The organism is Streptomyces broussonetiae (genome assembly GCF_009796285.1).
Classification (GTDB): domain Bacteria; phylum Actinomycetota; class Actinomycetes; order Streptomycetales; family Streptomycetaceae; genus Streptomyces; species Streptomyces broussonetiae.
Genome location: NZ_CP047020.1, coordinates 942653 through 962589, shown reverse-complemented (window position 1 = coordinate 962589; position 19937 = coordinate 942653). Strand labels below are relative to the sequence as shown.

The window sequence follows — 19937 nt, the reverse complement described above, 5'->3', positions numbered from 1 at the left end:
GAGGTGGCGAACAGGATGCTCAGCGACAGCACAACGACGATCGTGGCCGAGCGGCCGCTCGTGGCGGACGTCGTCGCCGGCGCGCCGCGCGTGGCGGAGATCGCGGCGCGGTGCGCCGAGGAGACGGAGGCTGCCCGGCGGCTCGCGCCCGAGGTGGTCGAGGCGGTGCGGGAGGCCGGGTTCGGCCGGCACTTCGTGCCCGCGGCCTTCGGCGGTGCGGAAGGCCGCTTCGTGGACATGACCGCGGCGGTCACCGTGGTCGGCCAGGGCTGTGCCTCGGCCGCCTGGGCCGCCTCGCTGTCCGCGTACGCGGCCCGGTACGGGGCCTTCCTGCCCCTGGAGGGACAGGCCGAGATCTGGGCCGACGGCCCGAACGCCCTGATGGCAGGAGCCCTCATGCCCGCCGGCAAGGCCGAGCCCGGCTCCGGCGGCTGGCGGCTCAGCGGCGAGTGGAAGTACATCAGCGGCGTGCGCTTCGCTGACTGGGTCTTCGCCTGCTCCGCGGTACCCAACGGTCAGGTGGGCCCGGACGGGCGCCCCGAGGTGCGGTTCTTCGCGGTGCCGCGGGCGGACATCACCGTGCAGGACACCTGGTTCACGATGGGCATGCGCGGGACCGGCAGCGACACCATGGTCCTGGACGACGTCTTCGTGCCGGAGTACCGCACCCTGTCGAGGTTCGACATCAACGCGGGGCGCGCGACGGCTTCCGAGGCCCGCTGCCACACCGTCCCCGTGGACGCTCTGAACGCCCTGCCCCTCGCCGTCCCGGTGCTGGGCGCCGCCCGCGGCGCGCTGCGCGTCGGCGCGGAGCAGACCATGCGGCGGCTCGACCGGCGCGGCGCCCCGGTGCGGGAGAAGCCGCCGGTGCAGATCGAGCTGGCCCGCTCGGCCGGCGAGGTGGACGCCGCCGAATCGCTGATGCAGCGGGCCGCCCGGGTCGCCGACGGCCTCGAGCAGGCCCGGGAGGGCGAGGCCGCGGTCCGGGGGCCGCGGGACCTGGCGCTGGCGGTGGAACTGCTGGTGTCGGCCGTCGACCGGCTCTTCAAGTCCGGCGGAACCTCGGCCCACTTCGAGACCGACCCCCTTCAGCGGTTCTGGCGGGACGTCAACACCGCCGCCTCCCACGTGATCTTCGACTTCGAGACCACTGGGGCCGCCTTCGGCGCCTGGGCGCTGGGCGCGGGGGGCGCGGAAGGCGGACGCTGAGTCCGGTCCCGTCCCCGTCCCCGTCCCCGGTCCCGTCCCCGTCCCCGGTCCCGGTCCGGGGCGGACCGAGCCGTGGTGGCGGCACGTACGGGCAAGTCCCGCTGCCACCCCGGCCCGCCGTGCGCATGGCGCAGGTGACCGGGGGCCGCGCGGTGGGTGAGGGGCGTCGTGCCGGTGCCCTCGGTGCGGTGGGCACCGGCGCGCCGGTGTCGGGCGACCACGGGACGCCCCGGGGTGGGCCGCCCGCCCCGGCACACTGAACCTCCGTCAGCGCCCCTCCGCCGCGCCCGACTTCGCCGTGGCGGGCGCCGCGGGCAACGTGGGCAGTGCCCTGGTGACGATGGCGGCGCGGGCCGGCGCCCGGGTCCTCGCGGCGGCCGGCGCACGGGACTCCTCCTGCTGCGAGCAGTCGGGAGCCGCCGAGGTGTTCGACTACCGCGACCCGGACCTGCCCGGACGGCTCCGAGGCGCCGCCCCGTCGGGCGTCGACCTCTACCCGGACACGGCCGGCGTCAACGACCTGGAGACGTCCGTCGGTCTGCTCGCCCGGCGGGGTCGTGTGGTGCTGCTGGCCGGGGCCGGTACCCGCCCGGTGCTGCCGGCGGGCCCGCTGTACATGAACGACCGCTCCGTCGTCGGCTTCGTGATCTCCCACGCGACCCCCGGCGAACTGGCCGGGGCCGCCGAATGCATCAATGACCTGCTCGGCCGGGATGCACTGCCTCCTCGATGCATCGAGGTGCTCCCGCTCGGCGCGGCCGGCGAGGTGCACGCCAGGCTGGAGCGGGGGAGTTCCGCGGCGGGCGCGCGGTCCTGCGGCCGGACCTTGCCCCCGCCCCCTGACGGCGTACGCCCCAGAGTGCCCGGCCGTCGGATCGTCCGGCGGCCGGGCAGGCCACCCGTGTGGGAACCGATCTTCACCTGATAACGTCTACTCACTTGTAGACGTTCATGTTCCGGACGTGCTCGAGTCACCTGCACGTCCACTCTGTGTGGCGGTTCGTTCCCTGGCACGCCACACCTGAGCCCGGCCCGGAGATCCGCTTGATGACGACTTCCTCCCCGACCATCCAGGCGCTCGACGGCGCGGCCATAGACGGCGGCCTGTACACCGACGTCACCGACTTCGCCCGGCATACGCACTGGCTGAACGGGGCCATGTCCGCCTATGGCGCGTACGGCACCGGAATCTTCGCGCTGCTCGTGCTGGTGGCCTGGTGGCGGGGCCGACGCCAGGGGAGCGCCGCGATGGCCGCCGTGCTGGCCACGCCGTTCGCCGTCGTCCTCGCCTTTGTCGTCAACAGCGTGATCAAGTCGGTCTTCCAGGAGCCGCGGCCGTGCCGGGCGCTGCCGCACGACTTCCTGATCGAGTCCTGCCCCGCCCCCGACGACTACGCCTTCCCCAGCAACCACACCGCCGTCGCCTTCGCCTTTGCGGTGGCCCTCCTCCTCGTCAGCCGGTGGCTCGGCTCCATCGCCCTGCTCGCGGCGGTGGTGATGGCGGGCTCACGCGTCTACGTCGGGGCGCACTACCCCCACGACGTCGCCGTGGGCGCACTGGTCGGCAGTGCCGTCGCCCTCGCCGTGATCCTCGCGGCCCGCCGCTTCGCGTCACCCCTGGTGGACCGGCTGCGCGGCGGGGTCCTGCGCCCGCTGCTCGTGCAATGATCCCCATCCCCAAGAATTGGTCAAGTCCGGGCGGGATGTGCTTCCATTCGAGCCGCGAAGAGATCATTTGACTGGTTCGGGCGGGAGGCTCGCTGGTGCTGGCAGTAGTGGCGCTGTTCGGGCAGATCGTGGTGATCGCGGTCGGCCGATGGCGCGACGGCGGCCGGGGCCAGGCCTCCTCATGGCGGTACGCGGCGGCGAGCCTCGTGGCGGGTACGGCCGGCTGGCTGGCCGTCGGGAGGCCGGACCTCGTGGGGGGTGACGTGGGCCTGGCCCTGTTGTGTGGTGTGATCCTCGGCTCCGAGGCAGCCGTGACGGCCGAGCGTCTCTCCGGCCGCGCGTGGCCGGGGTGGACCGTGTCCGCAGTCGGCGGCGCGGCCTCCTCCACATGGCTCCTCGACACACCGCTGCCCTTCGTCTGACCGCTCCGCTCGTCGTACCGTCGACGGGCGGAGCGCCGTGTTCCACCTGTCCGACCCGCCCCGAACCCCGCCCGGACCCCGTCGTGTGCCTCGCGGCCCCCTCCGCTCCGCAGCCCCGTTCGTACACCTCGCCGTCACCGGTCGTACGCCTGAGTGCTGCAGCGTGCCCATGTGACGTGCGACCCCATATCGTCTGTGGACGGGCTCATGGCTCTGCTGGCCGACTGTGCGGATGTCTGGGACACGCCGGACCGGTCCGGTGACCCGGTGGACATCCTCGACCACGGCCTCCAGGTGGCCGCCGTGCTGGCCGAGCGCCATCCGGACGACGAGGAACTCCAGGTGGCCGGACTCGTGCACGACATCGGCCACTACCTGGTGCCCGCCGACGAGGCGGGGCACGGCAGCCATGGCGCGAGCGCGGTCGAGGGCCTGCTGGGGCCGCGGGTCGCCCGGCTGGTCGCCGCGCACATCCCGGCCAAAAGGTATCTGGCGGCGGCCGATCCACAGCGGGTGCTCTCTCCGGAGAGCGCGCGCACCCTGGGCTGCCAGGGCGGCCCCATGACCCCGGACGAGGTCGAGGCCTTCGAGGCGGACCCCGACTTCGAGGCGGCGGTCGCACTGCGCCGCGCCGACGACGCGGGGAAGGTGGTCGGCCTCCGGGTGGCTCCGCTGGAGTCGTGGCGACCCGTGGTGGAGCGCGTCGCGGCCGGCCGGTAATCGTCAGCTGTCAGCCGGACACGCGGACCGGCCGCCAGGTGAGCGTCGGCCACGCCCGCACGGCGCGTACGGACGGAACGGCCCGGCAGGGCCGCTGCGATCGAGCGGAGCGCGCCCGCCCTGCGCCGGCGTACGTCCGCGGTGGCCGCGTCGGACAGCCCCGCCCGCATCGAGGAGGCAGCCAGGGCGAAGGCACAGTCGGGACGGGGGCCCGCGGCGCGCGGGACAGGTGCCTTCGCCGGCCGGTTGGTCAGCCGGCCCGCAGCGTCTCGACGGCGCCGACCGCCGGTGCCGGTGACCCGGCCCGAAGCGTGCCCGCCTGCCCTGCGTACGCCTGGCATTCCGCGGCCGACGGGACCGGCCGGGCCCAGCGGTACGGCCGCTCGAACGAGGGATGGCCGGCGCGGTGTCGGGCGGGGCGGGCGTGGCGCCGTGGTGGTGCGGCAACCGGGCCGGCGGTCGGCGCACAGGAAGCGCGGAGTGCCCGTCGTGGGGCGACGTGGAGGGCCGGGTGCAGGGCGCCGGCCGTATGTCCTCGTACGGTGAGGCCGTGGGGCGTGGGAGGCCGCGTGCGCGGTGCGCTGCATCAGTGGGTGGTTCCCCCGGTGACCTTCAGGTCCTGGCCGGCCGGGGTGGTGGCCGCCGTCAGCAGCAGGGCGCGCAGGCCGTGGGCGACCGTGGCGGGCTCCAGGGCCGGGGCGGTGCCGTCGGTGACCTGCTCGGGCGACCACGGCACATGCACGAAACCGCCCCGGACGTGCGGTAGTTCGGTGGCGATGAGGTGACCCAGGCCGTAGGCGACGTGGTTGCAGACGAACGTACCGGCCGAGTTCGAGACGGCGGCCGGGACACCGGCCGCGCGCACGGCGGCGACGCACGCCTTCACGGGGAGGGAGGAGAAGTGGGCGGCGGGTCCGCCCGGGACCACGGGCTCATCGACGGGCTGGTTGCCCGCGTTGTCGCGGATCCGGGCGTCGTCGACGTTGATGGCGACGCGCTCCACGCTCACGCCGGGCCGGCCGCCCGCCTGGCCCAGACACAGGACGAGGTCGGGGTGCGCCGCGCGGACCGCCTCGCGCAGGGCGGTGATGGACTCGCCGAACACACAGGGGAGTTCGGCGGCGGTGACCGAGAGCCCGGCGGGCGGCTCGGCGGCCACCAGGGAGGCGGCCTGCCAGGACGGGTTCGTCCTCGCGCCGTCGAAGGGGGCGAAGCCGGTGATGAGCACGCGGGTCATGGCACTTCCTTCACGAGGAGCAGCGGTCGGCATCGGTCAGAACGCGAACAACGCCATGATCGCGGTGGTGCAGGCCAGCAGCGAAAGCGCCGTCGGGATCTGGGCCTTGATCGGGCCGTACTGGTCCTTCAGCTCGAGCAGGGTGGCCGGGACGATGTTGAAGTTGGCGGCCATCGGTGTGCACAGCGTCCCCGAGAATCCCGCCAGCATGCCGATCGCGAGGACGGCCGGCACATGGCCGTGCATCTGCTCGATGAGTACGGGCCAGCCGATCGCCGCGGTCATCACCGGGAACGCGGCGAACGCGTTGCCCATGATCACGGTGAACAGGAACATGCCGACGCAGTACGCCACCACGGCAAGGAACTTGGAGTTGTCCGGCAGGACGTCGTGCACGATCCGGCCGACCTGCGTGCCGACCCCGGCCAGCGCGAAGATCGAGCCGAGGACGGCGAGGAGCTGGGGCAGCAGCAGTGCGGAGCCCATCGCCTCCAGCATGGAGCGGCCGCAGTGGAGCGGGACGGACAGCTTGCGCTCGCCGGTGACCAGCATGCCGACGGCAAGGGCGACGAGGCAGCCGACGCCGAGCCCGATGAGCGTGGCCCTGCCCTTCTCGAACAGGCCTGAGGTGTCGAGCAGCGAGGCGCAGACGATCGCGACGAGCGGGATCGTCAGCGCGGGGACGAAGATCCTGCCGCCGAGCCGGGTCGCGGAGGCCTCGCGTTCCTCGGCGGTGCTGGTGACGGGTCGGCCCTTGCCGAGCAAGTTGAGCCCGGCGAGCACGATCAGGGCGAGGACCGCGACGCCGAGCGGTTCGGCGGGCAGTGTCCAACCGCCGTTGTGCGCCGTGGCGTTGGCCACCCCGGTGCCGTAGGGGAAGGTGAGTCCGAGCAGGCCCCAGAAGGCGGCGGAGGTCCAGCGCCTGGGGTTGGAGCGGTCGGCGGCCATCTGCACGGCCATGACGACGAAGACGAGTCCCACGAGCCAGTAGAGCCATTCGACCTTGATCACTTGTCGGTCCCCTTCTCCTCGGTCGCCTTCTGCCGGGTCGCCTTCTGCTCGGTCGTCTGCGGCAGCGGCAGGTCGTGCTCGGCGTGGGCGAGTGCCATCTCCCGTTGCAGTTGGCGGTCCAGGAGCAGCAGCCGGGCGCCGTGGACGAGGAAGGCGCACACGGCGAGTGGGATCGCCCACAGGGCCAGCTGGGTCGGTTCGAGGTTCTGGTGGTACGTCGAGTTCACGAACCCGGTGATCAGCAGGATCGAGCCGATCGCGATGAAGCAGTCCTCGCCGAAGAAGAGGCCCACGGTGTCGGCCGAGGCGGAGTAGGAGCGCACCTTCTCGCGGAGCCGTTCCGGCAGCGCCGCGCCCGTCGAGCGCTCGGCGGCGGCCTCGGCCATCGGCGCGACGAGCGGCCGTACGGTCTGTGCGGGACCACAGATGCTGGTGAGGCCGAGGGCCGCGGTGACCTGGCGGATCAGCAGATAGACGGCGAGAAACCGGCCGGCGCTGAGGGCGCCCAGCCGGCCGATGAGCCGGCCGGCCTGCTCACGCAGACCGTGGCGCTCCAGCAGGCCGATCACCGGCAGGACGACGGCGAAGACGGTGACCGAGCGGCTGTCGGCGAAGGACCGGCCGAAGGCCGCGAGGACCTGCTGCGGGTTCATCCCGCCGATCAGCCCGGTGAAGACACCGGCGACGCCGACCACGAGGACGGGGTTGCGGCGCGTGACGAATCCGAGGATCACCACGACCACGCCGAGGAGAACGATCATGCGGTGGCCTTCCCGCGGAACGGGGCTGGACGCCCGGGTGGCGCGGATCCGGGGGGTTCCGGGTCCGTGGGGGATGCAGGGACCGTAGGGGATCGTTCAACGATCGAACAAGAGGTAGAGCGAAGAAATCGATGTCTTGTCGGATCGTTCAACAATCGATTACGTTCAGAGGGTGATCGACCTCAACGCGGACCTCGGCGAGGGTTTCGGCCGCTGGACCCTCACCGACGACGACGCCCTGCTCTCCCTCGTGACCAGCGCCAATGTCGCCTGTGGCTTCCACGCGGGCGACCCCGTCGTGATGCGACGCGTCTGCGACCTCGCCGCCGAGCGCGGCGTACGGATCGGCGCCCAGGTGTCGTACCGCGACCTGGCCGGTTTCGGCCGGCGCACCATGGACGTGCCCGGCGACGAGCTGGCGGCCGAGACCGCCTACCAGATCGGGGCGCTGCGGGTCTTCGCTCAGGCCGCCGGGGCCGAGGTGGCCTACGTCAAGCCGCACGGCGCGCTCTACAACCGCACCGTGCACGACGCCGAACAGGCCGCGGCCGTGGTGGCGGGCGTACGGCTGGCGGGCGGGGCGCTGCCGGTGCTCGGCCTGCCCGGGTCACGGCTGCTCGCCGCCGCCGAGGAGGCCGGCCTGACCGCCGTACCTGAGGCCTTCGCCGACCGCGCCTACACGCCCGCGGGCACGCTCGCGCCGCGCCGTGAGCCCGGTGCCGTGGTGGCCGACGGGGACGCGGTGGTCCGGCGGGCGCTGGCGTTCGCGCTGGACGGAGTGGTCGAGGCCGTGGACGGGACGACCGTCGCAGTGGCCGCCCGCTCCCTGTGCGTCCACGGCGACACCCCCGGCGCCGCCCGGATCGCGGCGCGCGTGCGCGAGGCCCTTCAGGCCGCCGGAGTCGAGGTCAGGGCCTTCGCATGACCGGGAACAGGCCCGTGCAGGTGCGCCCCGCCGGGCGGCACGCACTCCTCGTCGAACTGCCCGACGCCGAGCGCACCGGCGCCTTCCACGCCGAGCTGCTGCGGCGGCGCGCGGCGGGCACCCTGCCGCCGGTCGAGGAGATCGTGCCCGGCGCACGGACCGTACTCCTGGACGGCGTCCCGCACCCGGACGACCTGGCCCGCCGGATCACCGGCTGGGACATGCCGGCCCGCGCCTCGGACGAAGGCCCGGCCGTGGAGATCCCCATACGCTACGACGGCCCGGACCTGGACCGGGTGGCAGCGCTGTGGCAGGTCGGCGTCGACGAGGTCGGCGCGCGGCACTCCTCCTACACCTACCGCGTCGCCTTCTGTGGATTCGCCCCCGGATTCGGTTATCTCACCGGCCTGCCCGAAGCACTGCACGTGCCGCGGCACGACACCCCACGCACCCGGGTGCCGGCCGGCGCGGTGGGCCTCGCCGGTCCCTACAGCGCGGTCTACCCACGCGTCACCCCCGGCGGCTGGCAGCTGATCGGCACCATGCCGGACCCGGCCCCGCTGTGGGACCTCACCCGTGACGAACCGGCGCTCCTGACACCCGGGACGCGCGTCCGGTTCGTGGCCGAGAGCGGGACGCCATGACCGCCACGCTCACCGTCGTACGCCCCGGCGCCCTCACCACGGTCCAGGACTGCGGCCGGCGCGGCCACGCCCACCTGGGCGTCCCCCGCTCCGGTGCCCTCGACGCAGCTGCCATGGCCCTGGCCAACCGGCTGCTCGGCAACGCCCCTGACGCGGCCGTCCTCGAGACCACCCTGACCGGCTGCGCCCTGTGCCCCGACCGCGCCGTGACCGTCGTCGTCGGCGGCGCGCCCTGCCCGGTCACGGTCGACGCGAGCCCGGCGGCCTGGGGCGTGCCCGTGCACGTGCCCGCCGGCGCCGTCCTGGACGCGGGCGGTGCGACGGCCGGTGTGCGCTCGTACGTGGCCGTCGCCGGCGGGATCGCCGTCGAGCCCGTCCTGGGCAGCCGTTCGACGGACCTGCTCTCCGGCCTCGGCCCGGCACAGCTGCGCTCCGGGGACGTCCTCCCGCTGGGCAGCGCCGCCCCGCACTCAGTGCCCGCCGACCTCGCCCCCTGGCCCGCGCCGCCCGCCGCGCTGACCCTGCCGCTGCGGCCCGGCCCCCGCGCCGACTGGTTCACCCCGGCGGCGCTGCGCACCCTCATCTCGGCCACCTACCGCGTGTCGCAGCACAGCAACCGCATCGGCCTGCGCACCGAGGGGCCGCCGCTGGAACGCGTCCGCACCGGTGAACTGCCCAGCGAGGGCATGGTGCTCGGTGCCGTGCAGGTGCCCCCCGACGGGCGCCCGGTGGTGTTCCTCCACGACCACCCGACCACCGGCGGTTACCCCGTGATCGGCGTCGTCCCGGAAGCAGCCCTGGCGGCAGCCGCCCAGGCCGCCCCGGGCACGCCGGTCCGCTTCACTCTGAGGTGACCCACCCGCCGGACCGGCCGTGACATGCCGGGCACCGAGCGCGGGGCGATTCTGTAGGCGTGGGTGGACACGTCGGCGTAGTACGCCGGATCCCGGCGGACTACGCCGCCTCGGGGCGTCACGCGGTGCGCGTGACGCTGGTCGCCGCCGCCGGTTTCTACCTCTTCCGCTACGGCCTCGACCGTCCGATCGCGGCCACCTACGCCCTGTTCGCCTCCGTGGCCCTGGGCGGACTCGCCAGGATCCCCGGCACCGGGCGGCAGCGCGCCGCGCTGATGCTGCACCTGCTGCCGGTGTGCTGGGCGCTGGTCGTCGTCGGCACCTGGCTGTCGGTACGGACCTGGACCGCCGTCGTCGGCATGCTGGCCGTCGGCTTCGCGCTGGCCTTCGCCGCCCTGGGCGGCCCGCGCCTCGCGGGGGCGGCGCCCGGCCTGCAACTCCTCTACATCCTCCCGTCCTTCCCGCCCTACGCGCCCGCCACGTTGGGCGAGCGCCTGCTCGGGACGACCACCGGACTGGCCCTGCTCGTCGCCGCCGAGGCACTGGTCTTCCCCGAGCCCCGCCCGCCGTCGTACCGGGCGCGGGCCGCCCACGCCGCACGCACGGCCGCGCACTGCGCGACGCTCCTCGCCGAGCCGCCCCACACCCTGTCCGCCGCCGACCTCCGGGCGGCCCAGGAGGCCGGCTGGGCGCTGCGCTCCCGGACCGTACCGGAGGCGGAACGCCCCGCCGGACCAGGTGTGCACGACCGTGCCCTCGCACATGCCGGCCTGGCCGTGCGCACCCTCCTGAACCGTCTCGTCCAGCTCCCCGCCCCACCGGGCGGACATCCCGGCCCCGGGGTGACGGCCGTCCTGCACGCGGTGGCACGGCTGGCGACGGCGAGCGCGACCTGCCTGAGCACCGGGCCGCCGCCGGTCGCGCCCCACCGGGAGCTGCGGGCCGCCCGCGCACACCTGTCGGCCGTGTCGGCGGGCCCGGCTCCCGCGCCCGCCGCCGGCGACGGGAACGGACCGGCACCGTTCTTCCCGCCCGCCGTGCTGCGCCGGTACGCGGCCGTGCTGGAGATCGCCGACGCCGCCCTCCTCCTGGGCCCGGCGGCCGATCTGGCGGTGCACGGCCGACACGCCTCGGTGGAGACCGCACAGGCCCGCTTCTGGTACGCCGGCTGCCGGGCGCCGGTCCTGTGGTGGCATCGGGTGCGCGGTCACGCCGGGCGCAGATCGGTGTTCTTCCAGAACGCGGTCCGCATCGCCCTGGCCCTGACCGCGGCCCGGCTCGTGGCCGGGGTGGACACGCTGCCGCACGGGTTCTGGGCCATGCTGGCGACGCTCTCCCTCACCCGGACCACCATGGGCGAGACCTGGCGCATCATCCGCGTGGCGCTCGCCGGCACACTGGCCGGGGCCCTGGTGGTCGCCGCGGCACTGAGCCTGGTCGGCACCGACACCGAGGTCTACGCCGTCGTGCTGCCGGTGTGGATGCTGATCGGGTTCACCGTGGGGCCGGTCAAGGGCGTCGGCTGGGCGCAGGGCCTGTTCACCGTGCTCGTGGCCCTGGTCTTCGCCCAACTGGGGCCGTCCAGCTGGCGGTTGGCGGAGGCCAGGCTGCTGGACGTGCTGATCGGCAGCGCGATCGGCGCCGTCTTCGGGCTGCTCGCCTGGCCGCGCGGCGCCCATGACGAGATGCGCCGGGCCGCGGCCGAACTGCTGCGCAGGGCGGCCGAGATCGTGGTGGCGACCGGCGCCTCGGTGGCGGGCGGCGGGCTGAGTGCGCCGTCGGGGGAGCCCGGGCACCGTTCGCTGCAGCGCGCGATCATCCTCGCCGAGTCCGCGTACGCGCAGTTCCAGAGCGAGCCGACCCCCTTCGGCGGCCCGCCGCGCAGGACCGCACCGCGCCAAGTCGACTGGCAGGCCACGCTGATGGCGGGCCACCACACCCTGTGGGGCTCCGAGTGGCTGCTGGAGCCACCGCGGCCCGCGCTCGGGCCCGCGGCGGCCGAGTCCGTCGGCGGGCTGGGGGACCGGGTGGCCGGCCGGATGCTGCTGGTCTCGGCGGCACTGGATCCCGGCGGCGACACCCCGACCGGGCCCGTGCCGGTGATCGACCCGGACGGCAAGAGGTTCGCCGCCGAGCCGCCCGGCGCACCACACCTGTACTACGCCACCGTGTCCTGGCTGGGTTCGCTCATGACCGACCTGACCCGTATCGCACACAACTGACCTTCCCGGACGGGCCGGTGGTGGTGCCGCGGGACGCGGCCTGATAGGCATGGCCCGTGCGATTCGAGAGTGTTCCCATGCCGTCGGGCGTCCAGGCCCGCCCGCGGGACGTGCGCGGATACCCCGTACCGGCGATCACCCCGTGGGAGAACGACGAGCCGCAGTTCGCCCTGACCGACTACGACCGCAGCGCCGAGTGCGCGCGGGGACGGCTGTGCTCGGTGTGCAACCGGCCCATGGCGCAGGGACCGGTGTGGCGTGTGGTGGGGGCCGCGGAGAGTGGGGCGATCGCGGACGCACTGGCCGCCGGGCGGCCGTACCGCAATCTGGCGCCGACCCTCGAGGGGCCGGGGCACCGCGCCTGCATGCTGTACGCCTCGATGGTGTGCCCGTACCTGGCCAGGCCCAACGCCCGGCGCGGGCTGTCGGCGGTCGAGCCGGACGAGATGACCTCCCACGTGGTGCGCGGTGCCGTCCGGGGCACGATGGGCGCCGTGGTGGGCTTCGCGGAGTACGAGTACGCCGTCACGAGCAGCCAGGTGCTGTTCCGGTTCCTCGACGTCGTGGAGTTCCTGCCGCACGACACCGCCGACACCCACCTGGACGAACTGCGGGCCGAGCTGGCCCGGACGGGCAGGTGACCCGCACCCTGCCGCCCGGACCCGCCCGGCCCGTCCCCGTCGGCCCGCGTCAGGGGCGGTACGCCGCCAGGCCCGCCGTCGAGGTGACCTTGACCGGGTGGCCGGTGCCGTTCGACGGCAGGGTCACCGTGCCGGACGGGGTGCGTACCGCGAGGGTCTTGCCGTCGGGGGACCAGGCCGGCTCGGTGTAGTCGGTGGTCGCGTGCGGCGTGAGGTCCTTGATGCGGTTGCCGTGCATGAAGTCCTCGACCAGGACGTGGTCGTGGCCCGCGACCGAGCGCACGAACACGACCTCCTCCTCGTTCGGGGACAGCGCCGGCTCGGAGCCCTTGGTGAGCTTGCCGCCCTGCTGGCGCAGGTAGTCGTCACGGATGTAGACGGCACCGGTGTCGACGTTGGCGTAGACCGAGGTGCCGTAGTGCCCGCCCGCGTTGGGCCACACGTTGCCGGTCTGCGGGACCGCCCCGCCCGGCTCCGGGTCGCCGGACAGCGGCAGGGTCCTGGGGGTGCCGTGGACGGCCTTTGCGGAGAGGTACTTGAGCCGGGACACGCCCTTGTCCCGGACCGCGAAGATCAGGTTGTCCTTGGCGGGGATGCCGTTCTGGGTGTCCTTCGCCGTCACCTGCCAGGTCGGGTGGGACCAGTTCTGGCCGCCGGGGTTCTTGGCGACGACGACGCGCCTGCTGCCGTCCGCGTTGGCGATGTCCAGGTTGCCGGAGCCGTCGATGAAGGCGGCCCTGGTGCCGTCCGGGGACCAGGACAGGTCCCGGACCGGCACCCCGAAGTTCACTCGGTGCCCGCCGATCAGCACGTCCTTGGTGCCGTTGCTGATGGTCAGGGTCCCGTGCGAGGCACCGGTGGCGGCCGAGGCGGCGCCGGAGGCGCCCAGCAGCGCCGTGCCGGTGACGGCCGCGGCCACGGCGATGGCGGCGGCGATGGAGCGGGTTCGCTTGGTCATGGCTGATTCCCCCAGGAACATGGGCAGGTCACAGCAGAGCATGACAGTCCTCGATCTTCGGACTGTCCGCTCGGTGTCACAGGGGCGTAACACTGTGGCGCGTGGGTGATTGACTACGCGGCATGGACTTCACTCCACCGCCGACGCCCCGGGAAGTACCGCCGTTCGACCCCGAACTGACGGGACCGCTGGCGGCGTTGGGGGCGGAGGCGAGGGAGCCGTTCACCCACGAGAACCTCGCCGCCAGACAGGCACGGGACGCCGAGGTCCGGCCCCGGCCGACGGTGCACGACCTGCGCGCCGACGGCCGCTTCGAGGTGGAGGAGCTACGGGTGCCGGGTGCGCCGGGCACACCCGACGTCACGCTCGTGAGCGCACGGCCCGCCGGGGTCACCGGCTCCCTGCCGCTGCTGTACTACCTGCACGGCGGCGGAATGATCATGGGAAACGCCTGGTCCGTGCTCCCCCAGGTGCTGCGGGCCTGGGCGCTCCCGCTGGAGCTGGCCGTCGTCTCCGTCGCGTACCGGCTCGCCCCGCGGACGCGGTACCCCGGAGCGGTGGAGGACTGCTACGCCGGACTCGTCTGGGCGGCCGCGCACGCGAGCGCACTGGGCATCGACGCCGACCGTGTCGTCGTCGGCGGAAAGAGCGCCGGCGGCGGACTCGCGGCAGCACTCGCCCTGCTCACCCGGGACCGGGGCGGCCCGGCCCCGATCGGGCAGCTGCTCCTGTGCCCGATGCTCGACGACCGCAACGACACCTTCTCCAGCCACCAGATGGCCGGCGTCGACCTGTGGGACCGCACCTCCAACGCGACCGCGTGGCAGGCCCTGCTGGGCGACCGCTACGGTGCCGCCGACCTGCCGCCGTACGCCGCTCCCGCCCGTGCCACCGATCTGTCACGGCTGCCCCCGGCCTACATCGAGGTCGGGTCCGCCGAGACGTTCCGGGACGAGGGCGTGGCCTACGCGAACGCGCTCTGGCAGGCCGGCGGACAGGCCGAACTGCACGTATGGCCCGGCGCCTTCCACGGCTTCGACACCTTCGCGCCCCAGGCGGCCCTCAGCCGGGACGCCCGCGACGCCCGAACCCGCTGGCTGCGCCGCATCCTCGCACGGTCCGACGGCAGCTGACGGCCGCGCGGTGATCTCGGGGTGCCGGTCCGCGCCGCCGCCCCGGGGCCCGGCCGATCCGGACGCCGCCCACTGCTCCACCGCGCCGGCTCTCCTGTACGGCCCGCCCGGCCATGCGCCTCGCCGACGACCACCTCGCCGCAGGAGGGCAGTTGACCGCCACGCCGTCCGCCCACCCGCACCGGCGGCTCCTGGGCGCCCTCGCCTTCGCACCCGACGCCTAGAGTTCGCCGGCCCCTGGCGGGAGCCGGGACGCACCGACCTGACCCCACCGCTGCCGGCGAGCCGTCCGGAGGACCACGTCGAAGCACTCTTCCTGCGCCACGGACGGCGTCCGGACACGGACTCGGGGAACCGAGGACCGAGCGGCCGGCGTCTCCCGGACGATCAAGTGTGAGGAGCAGGCACCGTGCGGATCTACATCAGCGTGGACATGGAGGGCATCACCGGGCTCGTGGACGCCGACGACGTCCAGCCCGGCGGCCGGGACTACGAGCGCGGACGGCGGATGATGGCGCAGGACGTCAACGCCGCCGTCCGGGGCGCCGTCGCGGCCGGCGCCACCGGCATCCTCGTCAACGACGCGCACGGCCCCATGCGCAACCTCCTGCCGGAGGACCTGGACCCGGCCGCCCGCCTCGTCCGCGGCAAGCCCAAGACCATGGGCATGCTCGAGGGCCTCTCCCCCGAACACGACGCCATGGTCTGCGTCGGCTATCACTCCAGGGCCGGAGCGCCCGGGGTCCTGAGCCACAGCTTTATGGGCCACGAGATCGAGGACATCTGGCTGGACGGCCGACCGGTGGGGGAGATCGGGCTCGCCCAGGCCACCGCGGCGGCCCTCGGTGTTCCGCTGGTTGCCCTCACGGGAGACGACCTCGCCTGCGCGGAGACCGAGGAGTGGGACCCCGCGGTCGCCACCGTGGCCGTCAAGCACGCCCGGAGCCGGTTCGCGGCCGAACTGCGCCCGGCCGAGGAAGCCCGCACGGCCATCGAGAAGGCGGTCACCGCCGCCCTGTCGGCCCCCCGACGGACCCCGGCCGCCCCCGCCGACCCGGCCACGCTCACCGTCCGCTGGCAGTCGGCCTCCGTGGCCGCCATCCTCCCGGGCATCCCCGGGGTCACCCTCGAGGACTCGCGCACGGTCCGGGCGCAGGGCCCGCTGCCCGGCCTGTACCGGCAGTTCTACGTGTGGATGCGGGTGGCGTCCTCCCTGACCAACCAGCCGCCGTACTGCTGAGCCCGCCGCGGCAGGAGCCCTCTCCCGGTGCCGTCCCAAGGGCGCGCGACATGCGACCAGGGGCGGCCGAAAGCCGATGCGGGCTGCTGACAGCACCTGTGGCGACAGGTCAGCATGAGCGGCATGGCCGACACAGCGAACACCCCGCGCCGGATCGCCGACGACCACGTCGCGCAGGTCGCCGCCCTGGATCCGATGACCTCGACCCGGCTCGGCCTGCACCCCGAGGACGACCGGCAGCCGGACCTCTCGCCCGAGGGCTTCGACGCGCTCGCCGACGTGGCCCGGCGCACGCTCTGCGCGCTCGACGCCGCCGAGCGGCACGGCGAGAAGCACGACACCGTGTTCGCGGACGCCGAACGGAACTGCGCCCGGCTGCTGCGCGAACGGCTGAGCGCCGAACTCGCCGCGCACGAGGCGGGCGACCACTTCCGCCAGCTGCGCAACGTCAACTCGCCCCTGCACAAGGTGCGCGGCATCCTCACCCTGATGCCCACCGACACCGACGAGCACTGGGCGGCGGTGGCCGGACGGCTGCGCAACCTGCCCGGCGCATTGGACGGCTACCGGGCGACCCTGTCCGAGGGCATCGCCCGAGGACTGTTGTGCGCGCCCCGCCAGGTCCACGCCGTGACCGGGCAGCTCGCCGCGTGGACCGCACAAGGTGCCGACGGCGCAAGCTGGTTCGCCGCCTTCGTGGCCCCCGGTCCGGACCGGCTCAGGCACGAACTGGACGCCGCCGCCATCCGGGCGACCGCCGCGGTGGCCGGTTTCCGCGACTGGCTGCTCACCGGCTATCTGCCCGCCGCGGACGGCACCCCCGACCCCGTCGGCCGCGAGCGCTACCTGCGCTCGGCCCGCTGGGCCATCGGCGCCGCCCTCGACCCGGCCGAGGCCTACGCCTGGGCCTGGGAGGAGTTCCACCGCACGCACGCCGAGATGCGGGCCGAGGCCGGCCGCATCCTCCCCGGCGCCACCCTCCGGGAGACCATGGACCACCTGAACCGGCACGGCCACGCCGTCACCGGCGAGGAGAACATCCGCGCCTGGCTCCAGCAGATCACGGACGAGGCGATCGACGCCCTCGACGGCACCCACTTCGACCTCTCCGGCCCCATCCGCAGGGTCGAGACCCGTATCGCACCCCCGGGCAGCTCGGGCGCGCCCTACTACACCGGGCCCAGCCTCGACTTCAGCCGTCCCGGACGCGCCTATCTGCCCACCCTCGGTCAACAGACGTTCCCCACCTGGGAGATCGTCAGCACCTGGTACCACGAAGGCGTGCCGGGGCACCACTTGCAGACCGCCCGCTGGACCGCCGCAGCCGACCGCCTCAGCACCTACCAGATCACCCTCGGCGCGGTCAGCGCCGACAAGGAGGGCTGGGCCCTGTATGCCGAGCGGCTGATGGACGAACTCGGCTTCCTCACCGACCCCGCCCGCCGCCTCGGCTACCTGGACAAGCAGATGCTCCGGGTCATCCGGGTGATCGTCGACATCGGTATGCACCTGCACCTCACCATTCCCGTCGGCTCCGGCTTCCACCCGGGCGAACCCTGGAGCCCGGACCTCGCCACCGCGTTCATGGCCGCCCACCACGGAAGCGAGACGGCGCGCCGCACCAGCGAGATCGACCGTTACCTCGGCTGGCCGGGCCAGGCCATCGGCTACAAGCTGGGTGAGCGCGCCTGGCTGCAGGGCCGCGAGGCCGCACGTCACCGCCGCGGCTCCGACTTCGATCTGCGTGCCTGGCACACCAGGGCCCTCACCCTGGGCTCGCTCGGCCTCACCGACCTGGCCGACGAACTGGCGTCGCTGTGACGCGCGTCAAGGACAGCGGCCGAGAACACGGCACCGGCCGTCCGTGAACGGCCGCCGCCCGATGGGGGAGGGCGGCTGGGCCCTGTCGTCGAACTCCTACCTGCCTCGCGACGCCATGCACGCCCTCTCGCCGCACCGGCCCCCGGCCCGAGCACGTCCCGTACGAGGGCCAGGGCCCGGCACGCCGAGAGCACGCACCTGACGCCGCGAGGCCCGCTCTACAGGCGGACGGCGGGAGTTCGACGACAGGACCTAGACGGCCGAACGCAACCGGTCCAGCTCGTCGCCGATCGCCGCACGCAGTACGTCGTGCCGCGGACCGAGTGCGGATCCTTCGTCCCGCCACCGCTCGGGCGGGTACAACCACACGGGCTTGCCCACCAGCTCGGCCGGCTCCCACTCGTAGCGCGGCCAGACGTGAGCGTGCAGGAACGGATCCGTGTTGCCGAGGATCTCCAGATTGACCCGGCGCAAGGCCGGGTCCAGGCGCCGGCAGGCGCGCTCCACCGCCTCGCCGAGCAGGTCCATGTCGGCCAGGAACGCCAGCCGTTCGGCTTTGGGCAGGTCGGACAGCCGCTGCACACCGGGGTCGTCCACGAGGAGCACCGAGTAGCCCGGCAGGAACTGGACGTCGCCGATCACCGCGAAACCCGACGCGAGGCGCCGCAGCACCGTCGGGTTCTCGCCCCGCACGGCCGTGCCGATCCGATCCGTCCGCCAGTCGCTCGTCATGATCACAACCTACCGGCACCGCCGTCAGCGCGTGACGGTGGCGAGGGCGGCGGCGTCCTGCTCGTCGATGACCGGCTCCCAGCCAGGTGGTGCCGTCCGAGCCGCCGGTGCCCGCGGGCGTAGCCGCCCCCGGTGATCAGCAACGAGTCGTCCAGTTGGCCGACGACGTCGTCCGGCAGATCGGCACCGGCGGACACCAGCGCCAGCCCGCGCGGGTCGTCGCGGCGCAGCAGTCCCGCATGGGAGTCGATGAGGACCACGCCGGCCGGCGTCCGGCCCGCCCGCCCGCGAGAGCTGTTCGGCCACGGCATGACAGAGCAGCCAGGCCGGTTCGTCGAGTCCGAGGTCGTCACGGGGAGCGAGGGGCCGGGGAACGCCGGGGGCTCCGGCTGCCTCGGCGAGTACGGCACTGAGAAGATCGTCCGAGACCTGCGGGGGCACCAGATCCTGGAAGGAACCAACGAGATCATGCGCGTCATCGTGGCCCGTGGCCTGACGGAGGTGCCCGGATGACCGGCACCACGGGAACCGGCCTGCCGCACAGCGACGACCCCGTCCTGTTCCACATCGCCGGCCGGGCCGCCCACATCACGCTCAACCGGCCCAAGGCCCTCAACGCCCTCAACCACGAGATGGTGCGCCGCATCGACGCGGCGCTGACCGAGTGGGAGCACGATCCGGCCGTGCAGGCCGTGGTCATCACGGGCGCGGGCGAGCGTGGCCTGTGTGCGGGCGGTGACATCCGCGCCGTCCACGACGACGCCCGCGACGGCGACGGCACCGCCTCGGCCGCGTTCTGGCGCGACGAGTACCACCTCAACGCCCGCATCGCGCACTGCGCCAAGCCGTACGTCGCCGTCATGGACGGCATCGTGATGGGCGGCGGGGTCGGCCTCTCCGCGCACGGCAGCGTCCGGATCGTCACCGAGCGGTCGCGGATCGCCATGCCCGAGACCGGCATCGGCTTCGTGCCCGACGTGGGCGGCACCTACCTCCTCGGTCTGGCCCCCGGTGAACTGGGTACTCACCTCGCACTGACCGGCGCGCAGATCGGCGCCGGTGACGCCCTGCTGTGCGGGCTCGCCGACCACTTCGTACCCTCCGCCGGACTCCGGGACCTCGTCGACGACCTTGCCGCGCTGCCCGTGCACGAGGCCGTCGCGCGGCACGAACAGCCGCCGCCGCAGGGGGAGTTGGCCGAGCGACGGACGTGGATCGACCTCTGCTACGACGCCGGCACGGTCGAGGAGATCCTGCACCGGCTGCTCGGCCACGGCGACCCGAGTGCGAAGGAGGCGGCCGAGACGCTGCTCGCCAGGTCGCCCACCGCCCTGAAGGTCACCCTGGCCGCGATGCGCCGCGCCCGGCGCCTCGGCTCGCTGGAGCGGGTGCTCGACCAGGAGTACCGGGTCTCCTGCGCCGCTCTGGGCACCCCCGACCTGGTGGAGGGCGTGCGCGCCCAGGTCATCGACAAGGACCGCAACCCGCGCTGGTCCCCCGCGACCCTCGCCGAGGTCTCCGGCGCCGACGTGGAGCGCTTCTTCGCCCCGCTCGGCGACCGCGAACTGGGGCTCGGCGAGCCCGGCACCGCTCCGCAGGCCGCGTGGTGAGCGGGATCGTCGCGTTCATCGGACTCGGTCACACGGGCGCGCCGTAGCAGCCGTCCGTGCGTGTGTCCGCTCCGACCAGGTCCGGCCGGAGCGGACACACGTGTGGCGGCGCAGGCTACGACAGTTCAC

General features: G+C 73.9%; 20 protein-coding genes and 1 pseudogene. 15 read left to right on the top strand and 6 right to left on the bottom strand.

The features are described from left to right. The first annotated feature begins 15 nt into the window (after window positions 1–15). The 5 genes from GQF42_RS04675 (at window position 16) to GQF42_RS04655 (ending at window position 4019) form a co-directional block, all read left to right on the top strand. The gene (locus GQF42_RS04675; RefSeq protein ID WP_158917901.1) at window positions 16–1209 is read left to right on the top strand and encodes an acyl-CoA dehydrogenase family protein; all 1194 of its coding nucleotides are present in this window, start codon (window positions 16–18) and stop codon (window positions 1207–1209) included. 298 nt (window positions 1210–1507) lie between these two features. Continuing rightward, window positions 1508–2134, top strand: a complete 627-nt coding sequence (locus tag GQF42_RS04670; protein ID WP_233273234.1) for a zinc-binding dehydrogenase — start codon at window positions 1508–1510, stop codon at window positions 2132–2134. A gap of 122 nt (window positions 2135–2256) precedes the next feature. After that, entirely contained in the window at window positions 2257–2877 is a 621-nt protein-coding gene (locus GQF42_RS04665; protein WP_158917899.1) for a phosphatase PAP2 family protein, read from the top strand. Between the two features lie 95 nt (window positions 2878–2972). After that, a complete protein-coding gene (locus GQF42_RS04660) occupies window positions 2973–3299 on the top strand; it encodes a hypothetical protein (protein WP_158917897.1) in 327 nt (108 codons plus the stop codon). Between the two features lie 207 nt (window positions 3300–3506). Continuing rightward, a complete protein-coding gene (locus GQF42_RS04655; RefSeq protein WP_158917895.1) occupies window positions 3507–4019 on the top strand; it encodes an HD domain-containing protein in 513 nt (170 codons plus the stop codon). A 586-nt stretch (window positions 4020–4605) separates the two neighbouring features. Here GQF42_RS04655 and pcp read toward each other — a convergent pair. Genes pcp through GQF42_RS04640 form a run of 3 tightly spaced genes read right to left on the bottom strand, consistent with a single transcriptional unit; the run spans window position 4606 to window position 7028 of the window. Next, the gene (gene pcp, locus GQF42_RS04650) at window positions 4606–5256 is read right to left on the bottom strand and encodes a pyroglutamyl-peptidase I (RefSeq protein ID WP_158917893.1); all 651 of its coding nucleotides are present in this window, start codon (window positions 5254–5256) and stop codon (window positions 4606–4608) included. A 36-nt stretch (window positions 5257–5292) separates the two neighbouring features. After that, the gene (locus tag GQF42_RS04645) at window positions 5293–6267 is read right to left on the bottom strand and encodes a DUF979 domain-containing protein (protein WP_158917891.1); all 975 of its coding nucleotides are present in this window, start codon (window positions 6265–6267) and stop codon (window positions 5293–5295) included. Next, window positions 6264–7028 carry a DUF969 domain-containing protein gene (locus tag GQF42_RS04640; protein WP_158917889.1) on the bottom strand — a complete coding sequence of 255 codons (765 nt, stop codon included), beginning with the start codon at window positions 7026–7028 and terminating at the stop codon, window positions 6264–6266. The genes GQF42_RS04645 and GQF42_RS04640 overlap by 4 nt, the downstream gene beginning before the upstream one ends. Window positions 7029–7200: 172 nt before the next feature. On the opposite strand from GQF42_RS04640, the gene GQF42_RS04635 reads away from it, so the two are divergent. From GQF42_RS04635 to GQF42_RS04615, 5 genes are all read left to right on the top strand, one after another. Next, window positions 7201–7953: a LamB/YcsF family protein gene (locus tag GQF42_RS04635; RefSeq protein ID WP_158917887.1), complete on the top strand. Its 753-nt coding sequence runs from the start codon at window positions 7201–7203 to the stop codon at window positions 7951–7953. Beyond that, a complete protein-coding gene (locus GQF42_RS04630; RefSeq protein ID WP_158917885.1) occupies window positions 7950–8597 on the top strand; it encodes a 5-oxoprolinase subunit B family protein in 648 nt (215 codons plus the stop codon). Before GQF42_RS04635 ends, GQF42_RS04630 begins: the two co-directional genes overlap by 4 nt. After that, entirely contained in the window at window positions 8594–9451 is an 858-nt protein-coding gene (locus tag GQF42_RS04625; protein ID WP_158917883.1) for a 5-oxoprolinase subunit C family protein, read from the top strand. Before GQF42_RS04630 ends, GQF42_RS04625 begins: the two co-directional genes overlap by 4 nt. A 59-nt stretch (window positions 9452–9510) precedes the next feature. Next, window positions 9511–11673, top strand: coding sequence for an FUSC family protein (locus GQF42_RS04620; RefSeq protein ID WP_233273233.1), 2163 nt, complete (start codon window positions 9511–9513; stop codon window positions 11671–11673). Between the two features lie 77 nt (window positions 11674–11750). Further along, window positions 11751–12314, top strand: a complete 564-nt coding sequence (locus tag GQF42_RS04615) for a hypothetical protein (protein ID WP_158917882.1) — start codon at window positions 11751–11753, stop codon at window positions 12312–12314. 49 nt (window positions 12315–12363) lie between these two features. Here GQF42_RS04615 and GQF42_RS04610 read toward each other — a convergent pair whose 3' ends face one another. Next, the gene (locus GQF42_RS04610; protein ID WP_158917880.1) at window positions 12364–13272 is read right to left on the bottom strand and encodes a PD40 domain-containing protein; all 909 of its coding nucleotides are present in this window, start codon (window positions 13270–13272) and stop codon (window positions 12364–12366) included. Window positions 13273–13394: 122 nt separating this feature from the next. On the opposite strand from GQF42_RS04610, the gene GQF42_RS04605 reads away from it, so the two are divergent. The 3 genes from GQF42_RS04605 to GQF42_RS04590 all read left to right on the top strand — a co-directional run bounded on the left by GQF42_RS04605 (window position 13395) and on the right by GQF42_RS04590 (window position 17466). Continuing rightward, window positions 13395–14405: an alpha/beta hydrolase gene (locus GQF42_RS04605; RefSeq protein ID WP_158917878.1), complete on the top strand. Its 1011-nt coding sequence runs from the start codon at window positions 13395–13397 to the stop codon at window positions 14403–14405. 409 nt (window positions 14406–14814) lie between these two features. Further along, window positions 14815–15645, top strand: a complete 831-nt coding sequence (locus GQF42_RS04595) for a M55 family metallopeptidase (protein ID WP_158917876.1) — start codon at window positions 14815–14817, stop codon at window positions 15643–15645. Between the two features lie 123 nt (window positions 15646–15768). Beyond that, entirely contained in the window at window positions 15769–17466 is a 1698-nt protein-coding gene (locus GQF42_RS04590) for a DUF885 domain-containing protein (RefSeq protein WP_158917874.1), read from the top strand. A gap of 252 nt (window positions 17467–17718) precedes the next feature. On the opposite strand, the gene GQF42_RS04585 is transcribed toward GQF42_RS04590, so the two are convergent. Together GQF42_RS04585 and GQF42_RS04580 are read right to left on the bottom strand one after the other, a co-directional pair. Beyond that, window positions 17719–18198, bottom strand: coding sequence for an HIT family protein (locus tag GQF42_RS04585; protein WP_158917872.1), 480 nt, complete (start codon window positions 18196–18198; stop codon window positions 17719–17721). 2 nt (window positions 18199–18200) lie between these two features. Further along, window positions 18201–18458, bottom strand: coding sequence for a hypothetical protein (locus GQF42_RS04580; RefSeq protein WP_158917870.1), 258 nt, complete (start codon window positions 18456–18458; stop codon window positions 18201–18203). A 118-nt stretch (window positions 18459–18576) separates the two neighbouring features. Here GQF42_RS04580 and GQF42_RS04575 point away from each other — a divergent pair. After that, window positions 18577–18711 (top strand): annotated as a pseudogene (locus GQF42_RS04575) (acyl-CoA dehydrogenase family protein); the annotation flags it as partial. Continuing rightward, window positions 18708–19808, top strand: coding sequence for an enoyl-CoA hydratase/isomerase family protein (locus GQF42_RS04570; protein ID WP_158917868.1), 1101 nt, complete (start codon window positions 18708–18710; stop codon window positions 19806–19808). The pseudogene GQF42_RS04575 and the gene GQF42_RS04570, both read left to right, overlap by 4 nt. The last annotated feature ends 129 nt before the right edge of the window (window positions 19809–19937 follow it).

Bases quoted from the DNA above. Each gene is read 5' to 3' on its own strand.
- GQF42_RS04675 (WP_158917901.1), top strand. From the start codon at position 16: ATGCTCAGCGACAGCACAACGACGATCGTGGCCGAGCGGCCGCTCGTG.
- GQF42_RS04665 (WP_158917899.1), top strand. From the start codon at position 2,257: ATGACGACTTCCTCCCCGACCATCCAGGCGCTCGACGGCGCGGCCATA.
- GQF42_RS04655 (WP_158917895.1), top strand. From the start codon at position 3,507: ATGGCTCTGCTGGCCGACTGTGCGGATGTCTGGGACACGCCGGACCGG.
- pcp (WP_158917893.1), bottom strand. From the start codon at position 5,256: ATGACCCGCGTGCTCATCACCGGCTTCGCCCCCTTCGACGGCGCGAGG.
- GQF42_RS04640 (WP_158917889.1), bottom strand. From the start codon at position 7,028: ATGATCGTTCTCCTCGGCGTGGTCGTGGTGATCCTCGGATTCGTCACG.
- GQF42_RS04630 (WP_158917885.1), top strand. From the start codon at position 7,950: ATGACCGGGAACAGGCCCGTGCAGGTGCGCCCCGCCGGGCGGCACGCA.
- GQF42_RS04625 (WP_158917883.1), top strand. From the start codon at position 8,594: ATGACCGCCACGCTCACCGTCGTACGCCCCGGCGCCCTCACCACGGTC.
- GQF42_RS04615 (WP_158917882.1), top strand. From the start codon at position 11,751: ATGCCGTCGGGCGTCCAGGCCCGCCCGCGGGACGTGCGCGGATACCCC.
- GQF42_RS04610 (WP_158917880.1), bottom strand. From the start codon at position 13,272: ATGACCAAGCGAACCCGCTCCATCGCCGCCGCCATCGCCGTGGCCGCG.
- GQF42_RS04605 (WP_158917878.1), top strand. From the start codon at position 13,395: ATGGACTTCACTCCACCGCCGACGCCCCGGGAAGTACCGCCGTTCGAC.
- GQF42_RS04590 (WP_158917874.1), top strand. From the start codon at position 15,769: ATGGCCGACACAGCGAACACCCCGCGCCGGATCGCCGACGACCACGTC.
- GQF42_RS04585 (WP_158917872.1), bottom strand. From the start codon at position 18,198: ATGACGAGCGACTGGCGGACGGATCGGATCGGCACGGCCGTGCGGGGC.
- GQF42_RS04570 (WP_158917868.1), top strand. From the start codon at position 18,708: ATGACCGGCACCACGGGAACCGGCCTGCCGCACAGCGACGACCCCGTC.